The organism is Longimicrobium sp. (genome assembly GCA_036387335.1).
Lineage (GTDB): Bacteria > Gemmatimonadota > Gemmatimonadetes > Longimicrobiales > Longimicrobiaceae > Longimicrobium.
This window is the reverse complement of sequence record DASVTZ010000081.1, coordinates 1-15,242: the sequence shown is the minus strand read 5'-3', so window position 1 is coordinate 15,242 and position 15,242 is coordinate 1. Positions and strand designations below refer to the sequence as shown.

Annotated in this window: 16 protein-coding genes; 7 read left to right on the top strand and 9 right to left on the bottom strand. The window is 69.5% G+C overall.

Annotated features, from left to right (window positions below; genetic code table 11):
* Positions 1 to 31: 31 nt before the first annotated feature.
* The 5 genes from VF647_07165 to bshB1 all read left to right on the top strand — a co-directional run bounded on the left by VF647_07165 (position 32) and on the right by bshB1 (position 5,450).
* Positions 32 to 1,345: an efflux RND transporter periplasmic adaptor subunit gene (locus VF647_07165; GenBank protein HEX8451857.1), complete on the top strand. Its 1,314-nt coding sequence runs from the start codon at positions 32 to 34 to the stop codon at positions 1,343 to 1,345.
* On the top strand, positions 1,342 to 2,085 hold the full coding sequence (locus tag VF647_07160) for an ABC transporter ATP-binding protein (protein HEX8451856.1): 744 nt from the start codon (positions 1,342 to 1,344) through the stop codon (positions 2,083 to 2,085). Before VF647_07165 ends, VF647_07160 begins: the two co-directional genes overlap by 4 nt.
* Entirely contained in the window at positions 2,085 to 3,329 is a 1,245-nt protein-coding gene (locus VF647_07155; GenBank protein HEX8451855.1) for an ABC transporter permease, read from the top strand. Before VF647_07160 ends, VF647_07155 begins: the two co-directional genes overlap by 1 nt.
* A gap of 6 nt (positions 3,330 to 3,335) precedes the next feature.
* The gene (locus VF647_07150; GenBank protein ID HEX8451854.1) at positions 3,336 to 4,571 is read left to right on the top strand and encodes an ABC transporter permease; all 1,236 of its coding nucleotides are present in this window, start codon (positions 3,336 to 3,338) and stop codon (positions 4,569 to 4,571) included.
* 138 nt (positions 4,572 to 4,709) lie between these two features.
* A complete protein-coding gene (gene bshB1 / locus VF647_07145) occupies positions 4,710 to 5,450 on the top strand; it encodes a bacillithiol biosynthesis deacetylase BshB1 (protein ID HEX8451853.1) in 741 nt (246 codons plus the stop codon).
* 146 nt (positions 5,451 to 5,596) lie between these two features.
* On the opposite strand, the gene VF647_07140 is transcribed toward bshB1, so the two are convergent.
* Both VF647_07140 and VF647_07135 read right to left on the bottom strand, forming a co-directional pair.
* On the bottom strand, positions 5,597 to 6,418 hold the full coding sequence (locus VF647_07140; protein ID HEX8451852.1) for an alpha/beta hydrolase: 822 nt from the start codon (positions 6,416 to 6,418) through the stop codon (positions 5,597 to 5,599).
* Positions 6,415 to 6,756 (bottom strand): hypothetical protein, encoded by a 342-nt coding sequence (locus VF647_07135; GenBank protein ID HEX8451851.1) that lies wholly within the window; start codon positions 6,754 to 6,756, stop codon positions 6,415 to 6,417. The genes VF647_07140 and VF647_07135 overlap by 4 nt, the downstream gene beginning before the upstream one ends.
* Positions 6,757 to 6,888: 132 nt before the next feature.
* Here VF647_07135 and VF647_07130 point away from each other — a divergent pair, with 132 nt between their 5' ends.
* A complete protein-coding gene (locus tag VF647_07130) occupies positions 6,889 to 8,016 on the top strand; it encodes a cysteine desulfurase family protein (protein HEX8451850.1) in 1,128 nt (375 codons plus the stop codon).
* Between the two features lie 4 nt (positions 8,017 to 8,020).
* Here VF647_07130 and VF647_07125 read toward each other — a convergent pair whose 3' ends face one another.
* Positions 8,021 to 8,317, bottom strand: coding sequence for a type II toxin-antitoxin system RelE/ParE family toxin (locus tag VF647_07125; GenBank protein HEX8451849.1), 297 nt, complete (start codon positions 8,315 to 8,317; stop codon positions 8,021 to 8,023).
* Positions 8,314 to 8,535 (bottom strand): addiction module protein, encoded by a 222-nt coding sequence (locus VF647_07120; protein HEX8451848.1) that lies wholly within the window; start codon positions 8,533 to 8,535, stop codon positions 8,314 to 8,316. The genes VF647_07125 and VF647_07120 overlap by 4 nt, the downstream gene beginning before the upstream one ends.
* Positions 8,536 to 8,683: 148 nt before the next feature.
* On the opposite strand from VF647_07120, the gene mnmA reads away from it, so the two are divergent.
* Positions 8,684 to 9,769: a tRNA 2-thiouridine(34) synthase MnmA gene (gene mnmA, locus VF647_07115; GenBank protein ID HEX8451847.1), complete on the top strand. Its 1,086-nt coding sequence runs from the start codon at positions 8,684 to 8,686 to the stop codon at positions 9,767 to 9,769.
* A 27-nt stretch (positions 9,770 to 9,796) separates the two neighbouring features.
* Here the strand turns inward: mnmA and VF647_07110 are convergent, their stop codons facing one another.
* The 5 genes from VF647_07110 to VF647_07090 all read right to left on the bottom strand — a co-directional run bounded on the left by VF647_07110 (position 9,797) and on the right by VF647_07090 (position 14,700).
* Positions 9,797 to 10,777: a hypothetical protein gene (locus tag VF647_07110; protein ID HEX8451846.1), complete on the bottom strand. Its 981-nt coding sequence runs from the start codon at positions 10,775 to 10,777 to the stop codon at positions 9,797 to 9,799.
* Between the two features lie 91 nt (positions 10,778 to 10,868).
* Entirely contained in the window at positions 10,869 to 12,608 is a 1,740-nt protein-coding gene (locus VF647_07105) for a glycoside hydrolase family 3 protein (GenBank protein HEX8451845.1), read from the bottom strand.
* Positions 12,609 to 12,765: 157 nt separating this feature from the next.
* On the bottom strand, positions 12,766 to 13,002 hold the full coding sequence (locus VF647_07100; protein ID HEX8451844.1) for a hypothetical protein: 237 nt from the start codon (positions 13,000 to 13,002) through the stop codon (positions 12,766 to 12,768).
* An 11-nt stretch (positions 13,003 to 13,013) separates the two neighbouring features.
* On the bottom strand, positions 13,014 to 14,144 hold the full coding sequence (locus tag VF647_07095; protein ID HEX8451843.1) for a J domain-containing protein: 1,131 nt from the start codon (positions 14,142 to 14,144) through the stop codon (positions 13,014 to 13,016).
* A gap of 13 nt (positions 14,145 to 14,157) precedes the next feature.
* Positions 14,158 to 14,700 (bottom strand): nucleotide exchange factor GrpE, encoded by a 543-nt coding sequence (locus VF647_07090; protein HEX8451842.1) that lies wholly within the window; start codon positions 14,698 to 14,700, stop codon positions 14,158 to 14,160.
* Positions 14,701 to 15,242 lie beyond the last annotated feature (542 nt).

Sequence of the window (15,242 nt, the reverse complement as noted above, 5' to 3'; positions counted from 1 at the left end):
GCTCCCTGCCGGTAGAGGATAAAGAGTGACGATGTCGAGCAAGAAGATCATCATCGGGGTGGCGATCCTGGCTTCCGTGGGCGGGCTGGCCGGGGTGGCGGTGGCCAAGCGCGGCCCCAGCGGCGCGCTGGTGCGCACCGAGGTGGTGGCGCGGCGCGACCTGATCTCGGTCGTGACGGCCAGCGGCAAGATCGAGCCGAAGCGCAAGGTGGACATCTCGGCCGACATCCCGGGGCGCGTGATCCGGGTGGCGGTGGAGGAAGGGCAGTGGGTGGACCGCGGCGCGCTCCTCATCAGCATCGACCCAAGCCAGTACCAGAGCGCGGTGCGCCGCGCCGAGGCGGCGGTGGCGCAGTCGCGTGCCCGCGAGGCGCAGGCCCGCGCGCAGCTCCTGAAGGCGCAGAACGACGCGCGCCGCGCGGAGATGCTGTCGCAGGGCCGGGACCAGCTCATCTCCGCCCAGGACCTGGACCAGGCGCGCACGCAGGGGAACGTGGCCGGGGCCGAGCTGCAGGCCGCCCGCTTCGCCGTGGCGCAGGCGCAGGCCGCCCTCAGCGAGGCGCGCGACAACCTCTCCAAGACCACCATCGTGGCGCCGATGAGCGGCCGCGTCACCCGCCTCAACATCGAGGAAGGGGAGACGGCGGTGGTGGGGACGATGAACAACCCGGGGTCGCTGCTGCTGACCGTGGCGGACCTGAGCGTGATGGAGGCCAAGATCAAGGTCGACGAGACCGAGGTCCCCAACGTGAGCATCGGCGACAGCGCGGCGGTGCGCATCGACGCCTTCCCGGACCAGAGCTTCAGCGGCCGCGTGACCCGCATCGGCAACAGCGCGGTGCAGACCGCAGCCGGGCAGGCGGGCGCCAGCGACCAGCAGTCGGTGGACTTCGAGGTGGTGATCACCCTCGACCACCCGCCCGCCTCGCTGCGCCCCGACCTCTCCGCCACGGCCGACGTGGTGACGGAGGCGCGCCGCAACGTCCTCTCGGTGCCCATCATCGCCCTGACGGTGCGCGACCGCGAGGGGAAGAAGTTCTCGCAGGACTCGGACGACGACGGCGACGCGGAGCAGCCCGCCGCGCAGGTGGAGGCCGACAAGCGCTCGCGCCGCGCCAACGAGGTGATGGGCGTCTTCGTGATGCGCGACGGCAAGGCGGACTGGGTGCCGGTGGAGATCGGCATCGCCGGCGACCGCTACTTCGAGATCCGCAAGGGCCTCCGTGGCGGCGAGACGGTGGTATCCGGCAGCTACCAGGCCGTGCGCGACCTGCAGGACGACGACGCGGTGCGGGTGGAGACGCCCAAGGAAGGGGAGCAGGCGAAGGCGAAGGGGGCGAAGTGACCTCCGCGCTGATCGAGGTCCGCGGGCTCCAGAAGCAGTACGTGATGGGCGCGGAGACGGTGCGCGCCCTCCGCGGAGTGGACCTGGTGATCGAGCGAAACGAGTACGTGGCCATCATGGGCCCGTCCGGCTCGGGCAAGTCCACCTTCATGAACCTCATCGGCTGCCTGGACACGCCATCGGCCGGCGAGTACGTGCTCAACGGCCAGCGCGTGGCGGGGATGAAGGACGACGACCTGGCGCGCATCCGCAACCGCGAGATCGGCTTCGTGTTCCAGACCTTCAACCTCCTTCCCCGCTCCACCGCGCTGGAGAACGTGGAGCTGCCGCTGGTCTACGCCGGCGTGGGGAAGGCGGAGCGGAAGGAGCGCGCCGCCGGGGCCCTGGCCGCCGTGGAGCTCGGCGACCGCATGGACCACCGCCCCAACGAGCTCTCGGGCGGGCAGCGGCAGCGCGTGGCGATCGCGCGGGCGCTGGTGACGCGCCCCTCCATCATCCTGGCCGACGAGCCCACGGGAAACCTGGACTCGCGCACGTCGGAGGAGATCATGGCGCTCTTCCACCGGCTGCACGCGGAGGGGCAGACCATCATCATGGTGACGCACGAGCCTGACATCGCGGCGCACGCGGACCGCGTGGTGATGCTCAAGGACGGCGTCATCGCCAGCGACCGCAGGCAGACGCGCGTGCCGGTGGGCGTGCTGGCCGCGCGCCCCGAAAGCGCGCTCGCGGAGGCCTGATGAACGCCCGCGAGGCGGTGCGGATCGCGCTCTCCATGATCCGCGCCAACAAGCTGCGCGCCTTCTTCACCGTGCTCGGCACGGTGGTGGGCGTCACCTTCCTGATCGCCGTCATCACCCTGATCACGGGGATGAACGCGTACATGAAGGAGGAGTTCGCGGGCAAGATCCTGGGCTTCAACACCATCAACGTGCGCCGCCTTCCCTCGGTGGGCGGCGGGCCGGTGGACGAGGCGCAGTGGCGCGAGTGGCAGCGGCGCCCCCGCCTGACCCACGACGACGCGCGCTTCCTGGAGGAGCGCGTGCAGACGCCCGGCCTCCTGTCGTACGCGTACGACGAGGACGGCAAGGTGGGCGACGGGCGCGGCAAGGTGGTGCAGGGAGTGAACATCATCGGCGCGTCGGCCAACTTCTTCAACGTGCGCGATCTCAAGATCGCGCGCGGCCGCACCTACACCGAGAGTGAGGCCGACCGCGGCGTTCCCGTGGTGGTGCTGGGCGAGGAGGTGGCGAAGAAGCTCTTTGAAGGCCTGCCCGTGCTGGGGAAGGAGGTGCGCATCCAGGGCACCCCCTTTCGGGTCATCGGCGTGATGGAGGAGCAGGGATCGCTCTTCGGGATGTCGATGGACCGCATGGTGGTGGCGCCGATCCGCTCGCCGCTCAATGGGTCGCTCTTCCGCAACAACGTCGCGGAAGACATCTACTTCCGCGTGCCGGACGCGAGCCTGATGGCGCGCGGCCAGAGCGAGCTGGAGGGGCTGATGCGGGTTCGCCACCGCCTGCGCCCCGGCGCCGACAACGACTTCATGCTGGAGACGGCCGACGAGGCGCTCGGCTTCTGGGACAAGATCTCCACCTTTCTGCTGATGGCGCTGCCGCTGCTGGTGGCGGTGTCGCTGGTGGTGGGCGCGGTGGTCATCATGAACATCATGCTCGTCTCCGTCAGCGAGCGCACCCGTGAGATCGGGGTGCGCAAGTCGCTGGGCGCGCGCCGCAAGGACATCCTCCTCCAGTTCCTGGTGGAGGCCGGCACCCTCTCCGGCGCGGGCGGCGTGCTCGGGATCGCCTCGGGGATCGCGCTGGCGTACGCCGTGTCGGCCATCTCGCCGATCCCGGCGCGGGTGTCGCCCGGCTCCATCCTTCTGGCGATCCTGCTGGGGATCGGGGTGGGGCTCATGGCGGGGGTGTACCCGGCCTACCGCGCCTCGCGGCTGGACCCCATCGTCGCCCTGCGGGCGGACTGAGGAGCGATGAACATCACTTCGACGCGCGAGGGGATCGGCATCGCCCTCGACGCACTGCGCTCCAACAAGGTCCGCGCCTTCCTCACCACGCTCGGCATCGTGATCGGCGTGGCGACGGTGATGACGATGGCCGCCGCCATCACCGGCTTCCGCGCCATGGTGATGGAGGGGATCGAGTCGATCGGCCCCAACAACTTCATCGCCTCGCGCTTCGACCCCACGGCGCTCACCTTCAGCGACGACGGCAAGGACCCCACGGAGGGGAAGCCGCCGCTGACCTTTGCCGACGCGGAGATGCTGGAAGCGCTCCCGGCGGTGCGGACGGTCGCCACCTCGATCGACGCGGGCGGCGAGGTGCGCATGGGATCGCGCGCCGTGAGCGGCGTGCAGATCATGGGGCGCTCGTCGGACTGGGTGGAGTACTCCAAGGGCGACTTCCTGCGGGGGAACAACTTCCTTTCGGTGCACGACCAGCGCGCCTCCAACATCGCGGTGCTGTCGCCGGACCTGGCGGAGCAGCTCTTCCCCGCCACGGACCCGGTGGGGCGCTCGGTGCGCATTCAGGGGCGCGAGTTCCGGGTGGCGGGGGTCTACAAGCTCAAGGACAACATCTTCGCCTCGGCGATGAAGAACTGGGTGGTCGTCCCCTCCACCACCGCCATCAAGGAGCTGGGCGCCAACAAGGAGTGGATGGACTTCCTGGTGGTCACCGAGCGCGGCTTCACGCAGGAGCGCGCCATGGACGACGTGACCGCCGCCCTGCGCAGCGCGCGCGGCCTGCGCCCGGCCGAGGAGAACAACTTCGCGCTGATCCGGCAGGAGGCGTTCAAGAAGATGTTCGACCGCCTCACCGGCGTCTTCTTCATCGTGATGGTGGTGCTCTCGTCGATCGGCCTGATCGTGGGCGGCGTGGGCGTGGTGGGGATCATGATGATCTCGGTGACGGAGCGGACGCGCGAGATCGGCGTGCGCAAGGCGCTGGGCGCCAAGGCGAGCGAGATCCTCTGGCAGTTCCTGGTGGAGTCGGTCACGGTGACGGTGATCGGCGGCGCCATCGGCCTGGCGGTGGCCACCGCGTTCGCCGGGCTGATCACGGCCCTGACCCCGGTCAACGCCACCATCCCGCTGTGGGCGATCGTCGCGTCGATCATGGCTTCGGGCGGCGCGGGGATCGTGTTCGGGCTGTACCCGGCCAACAAGGCCGCGCGGCTGGACCCGGTGGAGGCGCTGCGGCACGAGTAGGGGGCCCCCTCCCCCGCTCGTTCCTCGCGGCCCCTCCCCCAAAACTACCTGGGGGAGGGGCTGTTTGCGTTTGGGCCCGGGCTGCGGCATCTTCGGAGGGTCGATGACGTAACTGTTCCCCGGACGTGATCTGGATTCGTGAGCGAAGCTTCTGAAGAGACGGCGGTGGACCTGCTGGCCATCGCGGCGCACCGCGACGACGTGGAGCTGCTGGCGGGGGGGACGATCGCCCGCGCCGCGTCGCAGGGGTACCGCGTGGGTATCCTGGACCTGACGGCGGGGGAGACGGGGACGGACGGGAGCGCCGCACTGCGCGGGCAGGAGGCGGAGGCGGCGGCGCGGGTGCTGGGGGTGGCCGTGCGGCGCAACGCCGGGCTCCCCGACGCCGGGCTTCAGAACACGCCGGAGACGCGGCGCGTCGTGGTGGGGCTAGTGCGGGCGTTTCGGCCGCGCGTGGTGATCCTCCCCTACCCCAACGGGCGCCACCCCGACCATCGCATCGCGTCGCAGCTCGGCTACGATGCGTGCTTCCTGGCGGGCCTCCGCCGCTTCGACGCGCCCGGCGAGCCGCACCGCCCCCACAAGCTCCTCTACGCTCTCGCCTTCCGCGAGGACGCCGTCAAGCCGAGCTTCGTAGTGGACGTCACCGCGCAGATGGACACCAAGATGGAGGCCATCCGCTGCTACGCCTCGCAGTTCGACGGCAAGACGTGGGGCGGCGAGGTCTTCCCCGGCGGCGACCGCCCGCTCTACGACCAGGTCCGCATGCACGCCGCGCGCTACGGTTCCCTGATCCGCACCGAATACGGCGAGCCCTTTTACATCGCCGAAACGATGGAGGTCGAGGACGTGGTGGGGCTGTCGGTGCGGAGTATCTAGGAGGCCCACCGCCGCAGAATCTCGTAGGGGCAGACCTGCGTGTCTGCCCACCCTTTCCCCGGCCCCAACCTCCGCCTTCCGCACCCGAACCTCGTAGGGGCAGCCCCACGTGGCTGCCCGTGCCCTGCCGTGCGCCGCACCCCGCTTCAGGCAGCGCGTTCCAGAAAATCGAGAATGACGGAGGCGTAGCCCTCCGGGTCCAGGATCGCGGCGGCATGGCCGGTGCCACGGAAGGTGTGCACGTCCGCATCCGGATATAGGTCACGCACCGCCTGCTGGCGTGCCTCGGGAAAGAGCGGGTCGTGATCGGCGTCGAGGATGAGGACGCGGCCGGGCCAGTCGTCCAGGTCGTGCGGGCCGTAGCGCTCCTCCGCGAAGTCCAGGGCGACGCGCACGCGGCTCAGGAAGTCGGCTCGGCCCAGGCGCGCGGTGGTCTCGTCGAAATAGCGCGTCCAGAACGGGTCCGCCGCGGCGAAGCTCCCGCGCAGGCGCTTGCGAAAGAGCGCGCGAAGCAGGCCGCCCGGGAGGACGGCGAGCGGGAGCGTCGCGAGACGTTGCACGCGCGAGCCCCCCTCCGGAGCGCCGGTGTGCGAGAGCACGAGCGAGCGCACGCGCTCCGGGTGCCTGCGGACGAGCGCCTGCGCCGCCATCCCGCCGAACGAGCCGGCGACGACGTGCACGCGCGACGCGGCCTCGGCGTCCAGCAGGCTGACGATCCCATTGACCAAGTCGTCCAGCGACGACACCGGCGGGTAGTCGGGGATCAGGACGCGGTATCGCCGCTCGAAGGCCGCGATCTGCTGGAACGCGAAGTCGCCCGCGCCCAGCACGCCGGTGAGGAGGAGGACCACGTCGGCGCCATCACCGCCACGGCGGAAGTGCCAGGTGTGACCCGCGTGCGAATGGCGGATGAGGGGATGTGCCGCGCGGAAGCGGGCGAGTTGTTCGTCGAGCGGGGCGACGGTCATGCCTCGTCCGGCCCGGCGCAATGCACCTCGATGACGAGGCGCTTCCAGCTCGGCACGTCGGGCCCGTGGACGCGGAGGGCCCGGGCCGTGGCCTTGCCGCCGCGCAGCAGCCAGACGGCGAGCCACTGGTTGATCTCGGGAGGAAGGTGGCCGACGGGGTCGCCGCTCGCGCGGTGGACCCACACCATCGGGTCGTCCTCCATCGGCGGGTCGGGGATCAGGAGGAGCGGGTCGCCCTCCACCACGGCGTCGAGCTGCGCGGCGCGCTCGGCGAAGATGGTGCCGTGCACCGTGGTGCGAAATGTGGCCGGCTGCGCATCAGGAAGCGGCGGGATCATGGCGGTGGCGGCAGGGCGGATCGACGGTTCCTTTCGGGAATGTACCCGCGCCGGTAGCCGGGTCAAGGCGCGCCACGCGCGAAACCAAATGGCGAGTGGCGTTTATCAACCGTGCCCCGCACCCCTGGAAGCATGGACACGCCCGTTTACCTCGACTACGCCGCCACCGCGCCCCTCCGCCCGGAGGCGCGCCGCGCGCTGCTGGAGGTGCTCGACGGCGCGTGGGGGAACCCGTCCAGCGTGCACCGCTGGGGCCGCCAGAGCCGCGCCATCCTGGACGACGCGCGCGCACGGCTAGCCCGCTTGATCGGCGCATCGCCGGCGGAGATCGTCTTCACCCGGGCCGGCACCGAGGCGGACAACCTGGCCGTCCTGGGCCGCGCGCGGACGCTCCCCGGCGCTCCCCTCGTCTGCTCGGCCGTGGAGCACAGGGCCGTGCTCGCGGCCGTGAGCGAGGCGGGCGCCCCGGCAGTGATCCTCCCGGTGGACGAGCACGGAGTCGTCCGCCTGGAGGCGCTGGATGAGGCGCTCGCGGCGGGGCCGGCGGTGGTGTCGGTGATGTGGGCGAACAACGAGACAGGGGTCGTGCAGCCCGTTGCCGAGATCGCGGAGCGGTGCGCGGCGGCGGGCGTCGCGTTCCACTCGGACGCGGTGCCGGCGCTGGGGCGGCTCCCGGTGCGCGCGGACCAGGTGCCGGCGGCGATGCTGTCGTTCAGCGCGCACAAGGTGGGTGGCCCCAAGGGGATCGGTGCTCTCTTCGTGCGCCGCGGCACCCAACTCGCGCCGATGGTGCACGGCGGCGGCCAGGAGCGCGGCCTGCGCCCCGGCACCGAGGATGTGGCGGGCGCCCTCGCCTTCGCCGCCGCCGCGGAGGCCGCTGAGGCGGAGCGCGAGACGTCGGTGCGGCGCCTGGGGGCCCTGCGCGACCGTCTGGAAATCGGGCTGCGCGAGCGCGTCCCCCGCATCCAGGTCAACGGCGTGGGCGCGGAGCGGCTCGCGAACGTGAGCAACCTCTCCGTCCCCGACGCGGACCCGGAGATGCTGCTTGTGGGGCTGGACCTGGAGGGGATCGCCGCATCGTCAGGCTCCGCCTGCTCCAGCGGCGCCGTGCAGCCCTCGCACGTCCTGCTGGCGATGGGGATTGCGCCGGAGCTGGCGGGGCCGTCCGTGCGGTTTTCGCTCGGGTGGGGTACGTTGGAGGCGGAGGTGGAGCGGGTGCTGGAGGTGTTTCCCGCGGTGGCGGAACGAGTGCGGAGCTAATCCGTCAAATTCGTGATCGCCAGCGCCGCGGATGCCGCCTTGTATGCGTGCACGCCACGACGTGGATTACGTCGCCCTCCTCTACGTAGTATATGGCGTACGGAAAACCCCGGAGCAGTGCCCGGTGCACGTCTTGGTACACCTTCGGATAGATCCCGGGGTTCCTCTCGATCGTGCCGAGTAAGGCCCGTACTACGCGCAGGAAGTAGGTGCCGCGATCACGGCTCTTCCTCTGGTACCAGCGATACGCGGATTCGACGTCCTCTTCTGCCTCGGGGCGAACGATGACGGAGTAGCTCACCCCGATGCAAGGAGGCGGGCCTCGATCTCGGCCCAGGGGCGACCCGCGCCCGGATCTGCCTTCAGCGCCTCCAGGCGACGGTCCAGTTCGTGACGGAGGTCGTCGGTCATTTCGACGAACTCGGGCTCAGCGGCGAGGCTGTCCCAGATGAGCTCGATGAGCTCCATGCGCTCATTCACGCTGAGCTGCATGATTTCGGAAAGCGGGATCTTGTTCATGGGTCAACAGTAGGGGAAGTGACGGACACGGACAAGCTTACGATAAGGCCCGGAGGCAAATCGGTCCGCTCGATGTCCGCAGAGGAGTGAGGGCGCTACCGAACCGACCCATGTACTCGGTGGCGTGAACTTTCAGCAGGAACGTACGATGGAGAAGCGGACGGTTCTGGTGGCGATGTCGGGGGGGGTGGATTCGTCGGTGGCGGCGGCGCTGCTTGTGGAGCAGGGGCACCGCGTGATCGGCGTGACCATGAAGACCTTCTGCTATTCGGAGGCGGAAGGGAACGGCCCCGGCAAGAGCTGCTGCGGGCTGGACGGGATCATGGACGCGCGGAGCGTGGCGGACCGGCTCGGGATTCCCCATTACGTCTTCGACGTGGAGCGGGAGTTCACGCGCGACGTGATCGACGACTTCGTGCAGGAGTACGCCGCCGGGCGCACTCCCAACCCCTGCGTGCGCTGCAACGGCAACACCAAGTTCCGCGACCTCCTTCGCCGCGGCGCCATGCTCGGCTGCGACGCCATCGCCACCGGCCACTACGCGCGCATGGGCACCGGCGCGGATGGCCGGGCCGTGCTGCTGCGCGGGGTGGATGCCAAAAAGGATCAGAGCTACTTCCTTTGGGCCCTGCCGCCGGAGATCCTTCCGAAGCTGATGTTCCCGCTGGGCGAGCTCACCAAGCCCGAGGTGCGTGAGAAGGCACGCGAGCTGGGGCTCACGACCGCGGAGAAGCCGGAGAGCATGGAGATCTGCTTCGTGCCGACGGGCGACTACGTGGACGTGCTGGAGAAGCGGCTGGTGCCCGGCCACGCCGCCCTCGCGCCGGGGAAGCTGGTGACCACGAGCGGTGAGCTGATCGGCGAGCACTCCGGCTACGCGCGCTATACCGTCGGGCAGCGGAAGGGGCTCCCCGGCGGGCGCGGGCTCCCGCTCTACGTCCTCGGCTCGCGCCCGGACACGCGCGAGGTGGTCGTGGGCTCGCTGGCGGAGCTGGAGCGGGACGACGTGGTCATTGCGGAGCTGAACTGGCTCGCGCGGGCGCCGGAGGTGGGGGCCGGCATCCAGGTGCAGATCCGCAGCCGCGCATCCGCCGTCCCCGCTACGGTGCGCGCGCTCGCGGACGGCGCCATCGAGCTTGCCCTCGTCCTGCCGCAGCGCGCGGTGACGCCGGGGCAGTCGGCGGTGCTGTTCGATGGGGAGGTGGTGCTGGGAGGCGGGCGGATCGCGTCCTGAGTACAACAATGAAACCCCCGACTGCCGCTATTCGTCCGTTCTTCCGTCAGGTATCGCTAACATTTTCTCATAGCGCTCCACCAGTTCCTGCAGAGTAAAGAACGCTACATAGTTGCTTGCGAACTGAGCGTCTATCTCTACCTTTCCGAGCAGCGGGGGAGGGGTGTCGCTTGACATCAATTTGCCTAAGATCGCCCCAAACACGACGACTTCATCGCTCATGGAGTACAGGAGGTACGGAGACGCTGAACTGACGTGGCCGAACGGCGCAATTCTGAACCAGCCGGGCCGTGCGAGTGAGGGCACAAGGAAAGACCGGAACGCAGAGTGTATCGAACCGTGAGCAGCGCCGGAAAGCACCAGCTTCAGCTTTGCGCGTCTTTCCAGGAACTCCGTCGTCTCTAATTCCGTCAGACCCGCACTTGTGAGCACTTCGAGAAGGCGCTTGTTCAATCTGCCGAATCCGATCTGTTGCTTCCAGAATTCATTGATGTCGTAGTCGTGTGGTTCGCGATCATACTGATCAGCAAATTCACGGTCTACAAGTGTGACAAGAGCAAGGTCGAGAGTCTCCAGCAATGATCTCAGAACTGGACGTGCCGCGTCTTCCAAGCCGTCAGCTACGAGACGGCGTACCGCCACGGACAATGCAGATACACGCGCTACAAGCATCAGAAAGGCGCGCCCTTCCGCTTTCTCTTCAAGCCTCTCGAAGCAGCTAGAGACAAACCGGAAAAGGTGATGTAAGTAGTGGAGCGTCTCGTCTGCAAGAGTTATCCAGACACCGAGATGATTGCTCGTATCTGCAATGCATCTACGACGCACCTTCGTTAGTTCGCTCTTTATGTCGACACGCCGCGCGTTAGCTAGATCGCCAGTAGCGAACCCACTCCAGATTAGCTCGACTTCGCTTTCCATATCGTTTTTTCTTGGCATGAAGTCGCTCTTTTTCGGTGACTTAGGGATACTGCCTAGCCCGCCCAGCGATTCACCTTGGAACGCTTTCAAAGAGTTCAGACGATTGCTCTATGCTCTCTGGCATCTGTGTGTCGTCATCCAGCGCCGCTCACGCGCAAAGGTCCAGCAGCCTTCCTCCACTCTAGTAGGTAAGGCCATAGCCGAGGGGGAAGAGCGGTACGGCGCCGCCCGCGCCGAGGGGGAGCTGATCCATGGAGCGGGGCCAGGTGTAGGGGAGGCGGCCGGTGGGGGCGTAGTCGCCGAAGAGGACGTCCGCGACGCCGTCGCCTTCGGTGCCGGGTAGCCAGGCAGCGAGGAAGGCGTCGGCCCGGTCGAGGGCACGGCCCAGGATCAGGGGGCGGCCGGAGACCAGGACCACGACCACGGGAATCCCAGAGGCGCGCGCGTTGGCGACGGCGGTGAGGTCCGCTTCGTCGAGGGCGAGATACTGCCGGTCGCCCTTCATCTCCGCGTACGGCGTCTCGCCGATCACCACGACGACGGCGTCGGCGCCGGCGGCTCCGCTGGCGTCGAGGGAGTAGGTGATCTCGGCGGCGGGGGCGGCGCGGCGGAGGGCGGCGAGGATGGTGGTGCCGCCCGGGGTCACGGGGCCAGACTTCCCCTGCCAGGTGATCGTCCACCCGCCGGACTGGTTGCCGATGTCGTCCGCGCTCTTGCCGGCGACATGGATGCGGCGCGCGGACTTCGACAGCGGGAGGACGCGGTTGGCGTTCTTGAGGAGCACCATCGACTCGCGCACCGCCTGCCTCGCCACCGCCCGGTGCTCCGCGCCGCCGAAGCTCTGCTCCAGCGCACGGTCCGCGCGGAAGTCGTAGCCGGGCTCCATCAGCCCCATCGCCAGCTTCACGCGCAGGATGCGCACGACCGCGTCGTCGATGCGCGATGTCGGCACGCGGCGCTCATTCACCAGCTCGGTGAGCAGGCCGATGAACTCGCGGTAGCGTGCGGGGACCATCACCATGTCGATTCCGGCGTTGATCGAGATCGCGATCGCAGTCTTGTAGTCGGAGTGCACCTGGTCGATGGCGTCGTAGTCGGAGATCAGGAAGCCGTCGAAGCCCATCTCCTCCTTCAGAATCTCGGTCAGCAGGCGGCGGTCGCCGGTGACCTTGATGCCGTTCCAACTGCTGTAGGAGGGCATGATGGCGGCCGCGCCCGCGTCAATCGCGGCACGGTACGGGTACAGGTGCACGCGCCGGAGCGTCTCCTCGTCCACGCGCGTGTCGCCCTGATCGAGGCCCTTTTCCACGCCCGTACCCGCCAGCGTGCCGCCATCGCCCACGAAGTGCTTGGGGGTGGCGGCGACACGAAGCGGGCCGCGCAGCGTGCTCCCCTGATAGCCGCGGACCGCGGCCGCGCCAAGGAGGGAGACGATCTCCGGATCTTCCGAGTAACCCTCGTAGCTGCGCCCCCAGCGTATGTCCTGCGGCACGCAGATGCAGGGCGCGAACGTCCAATTCACGCCGATGGCGCGCGTCTCGGCGGCGGTGATCTCGGCGACGCGCTGGACGAGGCGCGGGTTGCGGGTGGCACCCAGGCCGACGTTGTGGGGGAAGATGACCGCGCCCAGCACGTTGCTGTTGCCGTGCACGGCGTCGATGCCGTGGAGGAGCGGGATGCGCAGGCGGGTGCGGCGGGTGCGCTCCTGGAGCGACTCGTAGCGGTCACGCCACGCCTCCAGCGTGTTTCCAGCTGGCGGATCCGAATCGCCGCCGCTCAGGACGGAGCCGAGGAAGAGGTTCTCGACGTCGGCCGGGTCGCGGATGAACTGCTGGTCCGCCTGCGTCATCTGGCCCACCTTCTCGGCCAGCGTCATCCGCTTCACCAACGCGCGGGCGCGGGCGTCGAAGCGCATCAGCATGGAAGGCGGCGTGATGGGCTCCGCCGGGCGCGCGGCGAGCGTCGCGAGGACGGCGAGGGCCAGGAGCGCGGGGCGAAAAAAGGAACGCGCGACCGCTCTCCCCGCGTCATCCGGGGGAAGGGGTCGCGCGCTCGCGGCCGTAGCGGGGCGGATGGCGCTACTCCAGCTCGCGCGACTCGCGGAGCATCTTCCGGAGAGTCTCCTCCGGGTACTCGTGGACCATCTCCTCGGCCTGCGCCTCGTCCGAGCCGCTGAGCTCCACGTAGCGGGGGCGGCGGGCGGGGTCGGAAAGGCAGTTGAAGACCACCTTGGGGCTCGTGGGGAGGCCGAAGCGGCCGCCCGACGCGTATGCTTCCCAGGTGATCAGGTTCTCGTCGGTGAAAGTCGCGCTCATCGTTCCTCAGGTCAGTGCTTGAGCCCGGCCGTATCGGCGAACTCCTCGAACTTGCGCCGCTGCTCGTCCGTCAGCTCCTCCGGCAGGTCCACCATCACGCGGATGTACTGGTCGCCACGCCGCCCGCCCTTTTCGATCCCCTGCCCCTTGATGCGGATGCGCTTTCCATGCTGCGTCCCGCCCGGGATCTTGACGACGACGGGGTTCTCGTCGAGCGTGCGCACCCGAACCCTGGAGCCCAGCATGGCCTGGGCCAGGTTCACGTGGATGTCGCAGCTCACGTCCAGCCCGTCGCGCGTGAAGAACTTGTCCGGCTGCACGCGGAAGGTGAGGACCAGGTCGCCCGCCGGGCCGCCGGCGGCGCCCTTCTCCCCCTGCCCCGCCAGCCGCACCCGCGAGTTGTTGTCCACGCCAGCGGGCACGGTGACGTTCACCGGCCGCACCTCGCGCACCTGCCCCTGGCCGCCGCAGCGCGTGCACGGGTCCGCGGGGACCTTGCCCTTCCCCATGCAGTTGGGGCACGGCCGGGTGACGCCGAAGCTCCCGCCGCCGAAGGTGATGGTACCGCTCCCCTTGCACTCCGGGCAGGGGTTGACCGGCGTCCCGGGCTTTCCCCCGCTGCCGTGGCACACCGTGCACTCCTCCGTAACCTGCAGCTGCACGGTGATCTTTCCGCCGCGCGCCGCCGTGCGGAACGGGATGTCGACCGCGTACTCGATGTTCTCGCCGCGCTGCGGGCCAGGGCGCCCGGCGCCGCGCTTCTTTGAGCCGCCGAAGTCGAACATCGAGCCGAAGATGTCGCCCAGCCCGCCGACGTCCAGGTCTTCGAAGGAGAAGGTCTGGCTCGTGGCGCCGCCCGCCCCCGGACGCGAAGCACCGGGCCGGAAGCCGCCCCCGCCGGTGAAGCCGCCCAGCCCGCCGAACTTGCGCATCTGGTCGTACTGCTTGCGCTTTGCCTCGTCGGAGAGCACGGAGTACGCTTCGGAGACTTCCTTGAAGCGCTCCGCGGCGGCCGCGTCGTTGGGGTTCGCGTCCGGGTGGTACTGCTTGGCGAGCTTGCGGTACGACTTCTTGATCTCGTCCGGGGTGGCGTTGTCCGCCACGCCCAGGATGCGGTAGAAGTCCTTGGTCTGTGTGGCCATGGGGCCGCCCGCGTCAGCCGTTGAACTTGCGGACGACCACCCGGGCGGGGCGAAGGAGCAGCCCCTTGAAGCGGTACCCCTTCTGGAACACCTGCGCCACCGTGTCGTCGTCCTCGGCCGCCGCGGCGGGGACGGTGGTCAGCGCCTCGTGGATGGCGGGGTCGAAGTCCTTCCCCTCCGCCTCCACGATCTCCAGCCCCGCGGACTCCATGGCGCGCAGGAACTTGCGCTCCACCATCTCGGCGCCCTCGTGCAGCGCGGAGGAGGCGGTGGTGGCGGGGTCGAAGTCGGCGATGCGCTGCAGGTCGTCGAGCGGCTCCAGCAGGCGCTCCAGCAGCTGCGCCTGGGCGCGCACGAACGCCTCGGTGCGCTCGCGCTCCACGCGCTTGCGGTAGTTGTCGAACTCCGCCGCCAGCCGCAGGTGCCGGTCGCGCAGCGAGCTGAGCTCGGGGTCGCCCGCGGGCTGCGCGGGCGCCTCGGCCTCGGCGGGCTGCGCGTCGGCGTTCTCGGCGACCGGCTGTGCTTCGGCGGCGTCGTGCTCGGTATGGTCGGTCATAAGGCGGTCTTATCCGCAGTGCAAAACGAGATCAGGGCCGCGGCGGCGCTCCTGCCGCGGCGCGAAACGGCATCGGTGCGGGTGGGATGCCCGCGCCCCGGGTTGAGCAATCGTGGTGCCATGCGTGTGCGCCGAAATGGCAGGGGGCCCTCACCCCCGCTCGTTCCTCGCTGCCCCCTCTCCCGATAACAGGAGAGGGCTGCGCCCTCGCCGTTATCGAGAGAGGGGGCGGACGTGCGGTGCCAGGCGGCGGGTTTGGTGCCGCGCGGAGGGCCCCCTCCCCCCGGCCCCCTCCCCCGCCTGCGGGGGCGCAGGGCGGGTGAGGGGGAGAACTCCGCGCGCGCAGCACCGCCCCTTCTTCGCCCTCCGCTGTTCCGCGAAAATCGTAGGGGCAGACCTGCGTTTCTGCCCAACCTCGCCTCCGCCCCGCCCCCCGCCCCCGGCCCCCAATCCGTAGGGGCGGCCCCGCGTGGCCGCCCGTGCCCGCCCCGGCACCACCCTCCGCCCCGCTGGCCGACAAACTCCCCCCTCTCTCGATAACA

Coding starts and splice junctions, on each gene's coding strand:
- VF647_07165 (HEX8451857.1), top strand. CDS start 32: ATGTCGAGCAAGAAGATCATCATCGGGGTGGCGATCCTGGCTTCCGTG.
- VF647_07155 (HEX8451855.1), top strand. CDS start 2,085: ATGAACGCCCGCGAGGCGGTGCGGATCGCGCTCTCCATGATCCGCGCC.
- VF647_07150 (HEX8451854.1), top strand. CDS start 3,336: ATGAACATCACTTCGACGCGCGAGGGGATCGGCATCGCCCTCGACGCA.
- VF647_07140 (HEX8451852.1), bottom strand. CDS start 6,418: ATGACCGTCGCCCCGCTCGACGAACAACTCGCCCGCTTCCGCGCGGCA.
- VF647_07135 (HEX8451851.1), bottom strand. CDS start 6,756: ATGATCCCGCCGCTTCCTGATGCGCAGCCGGCCACATTTCGCACCACG.
- VF647_07130 (HEX8451850.1), top strand. CDS start 6,889: ATGGACACGCCCGTTTACCTCGACTACGCCGCCACCGCGCCCCTCCGC.
- VF647_07120 (HEX8451848.1), bottom strand. CDS start 8,535: ATGAACAAGATCCCGCTTTCCGAAATCATGCAGCTCAGCGTGAATGAG.
- mnmA (HEX8451847.1), top strand. CDS start 8,684: ATGGAGAAGCGGACGGTTCTGGTGGCGATGTCGGGGGGGGTGGATTCG.
- VF647_07105 (HEX8451845.1), bottom strand. CDS start 12,608: ATGCTGATGCGCTTCGACGCCCGCGCCCGCGCGTTGGTGAAGCGGATG.
- VF647_07100 (HEX8451844.1), bottom strand. CDS start 13,002: ATGAGCGCGACTTTCACCGACGAGAACCTGATCACCTGGGAAGCATAC.
- VF647_07095 (HEX8451843.1), bottom strand. CDS start 14,144: ATGGCCACACAGACCAAGGACTTCTACCGCATCCTGGGCGTGGCGGAC.
- VF647_07090 (HEX8451842.1), bottom strand. CDS start 14,700: ATGACCGACCATACCGAGCACGACGCCGCCGAAGCACAGCCGGTCGCC.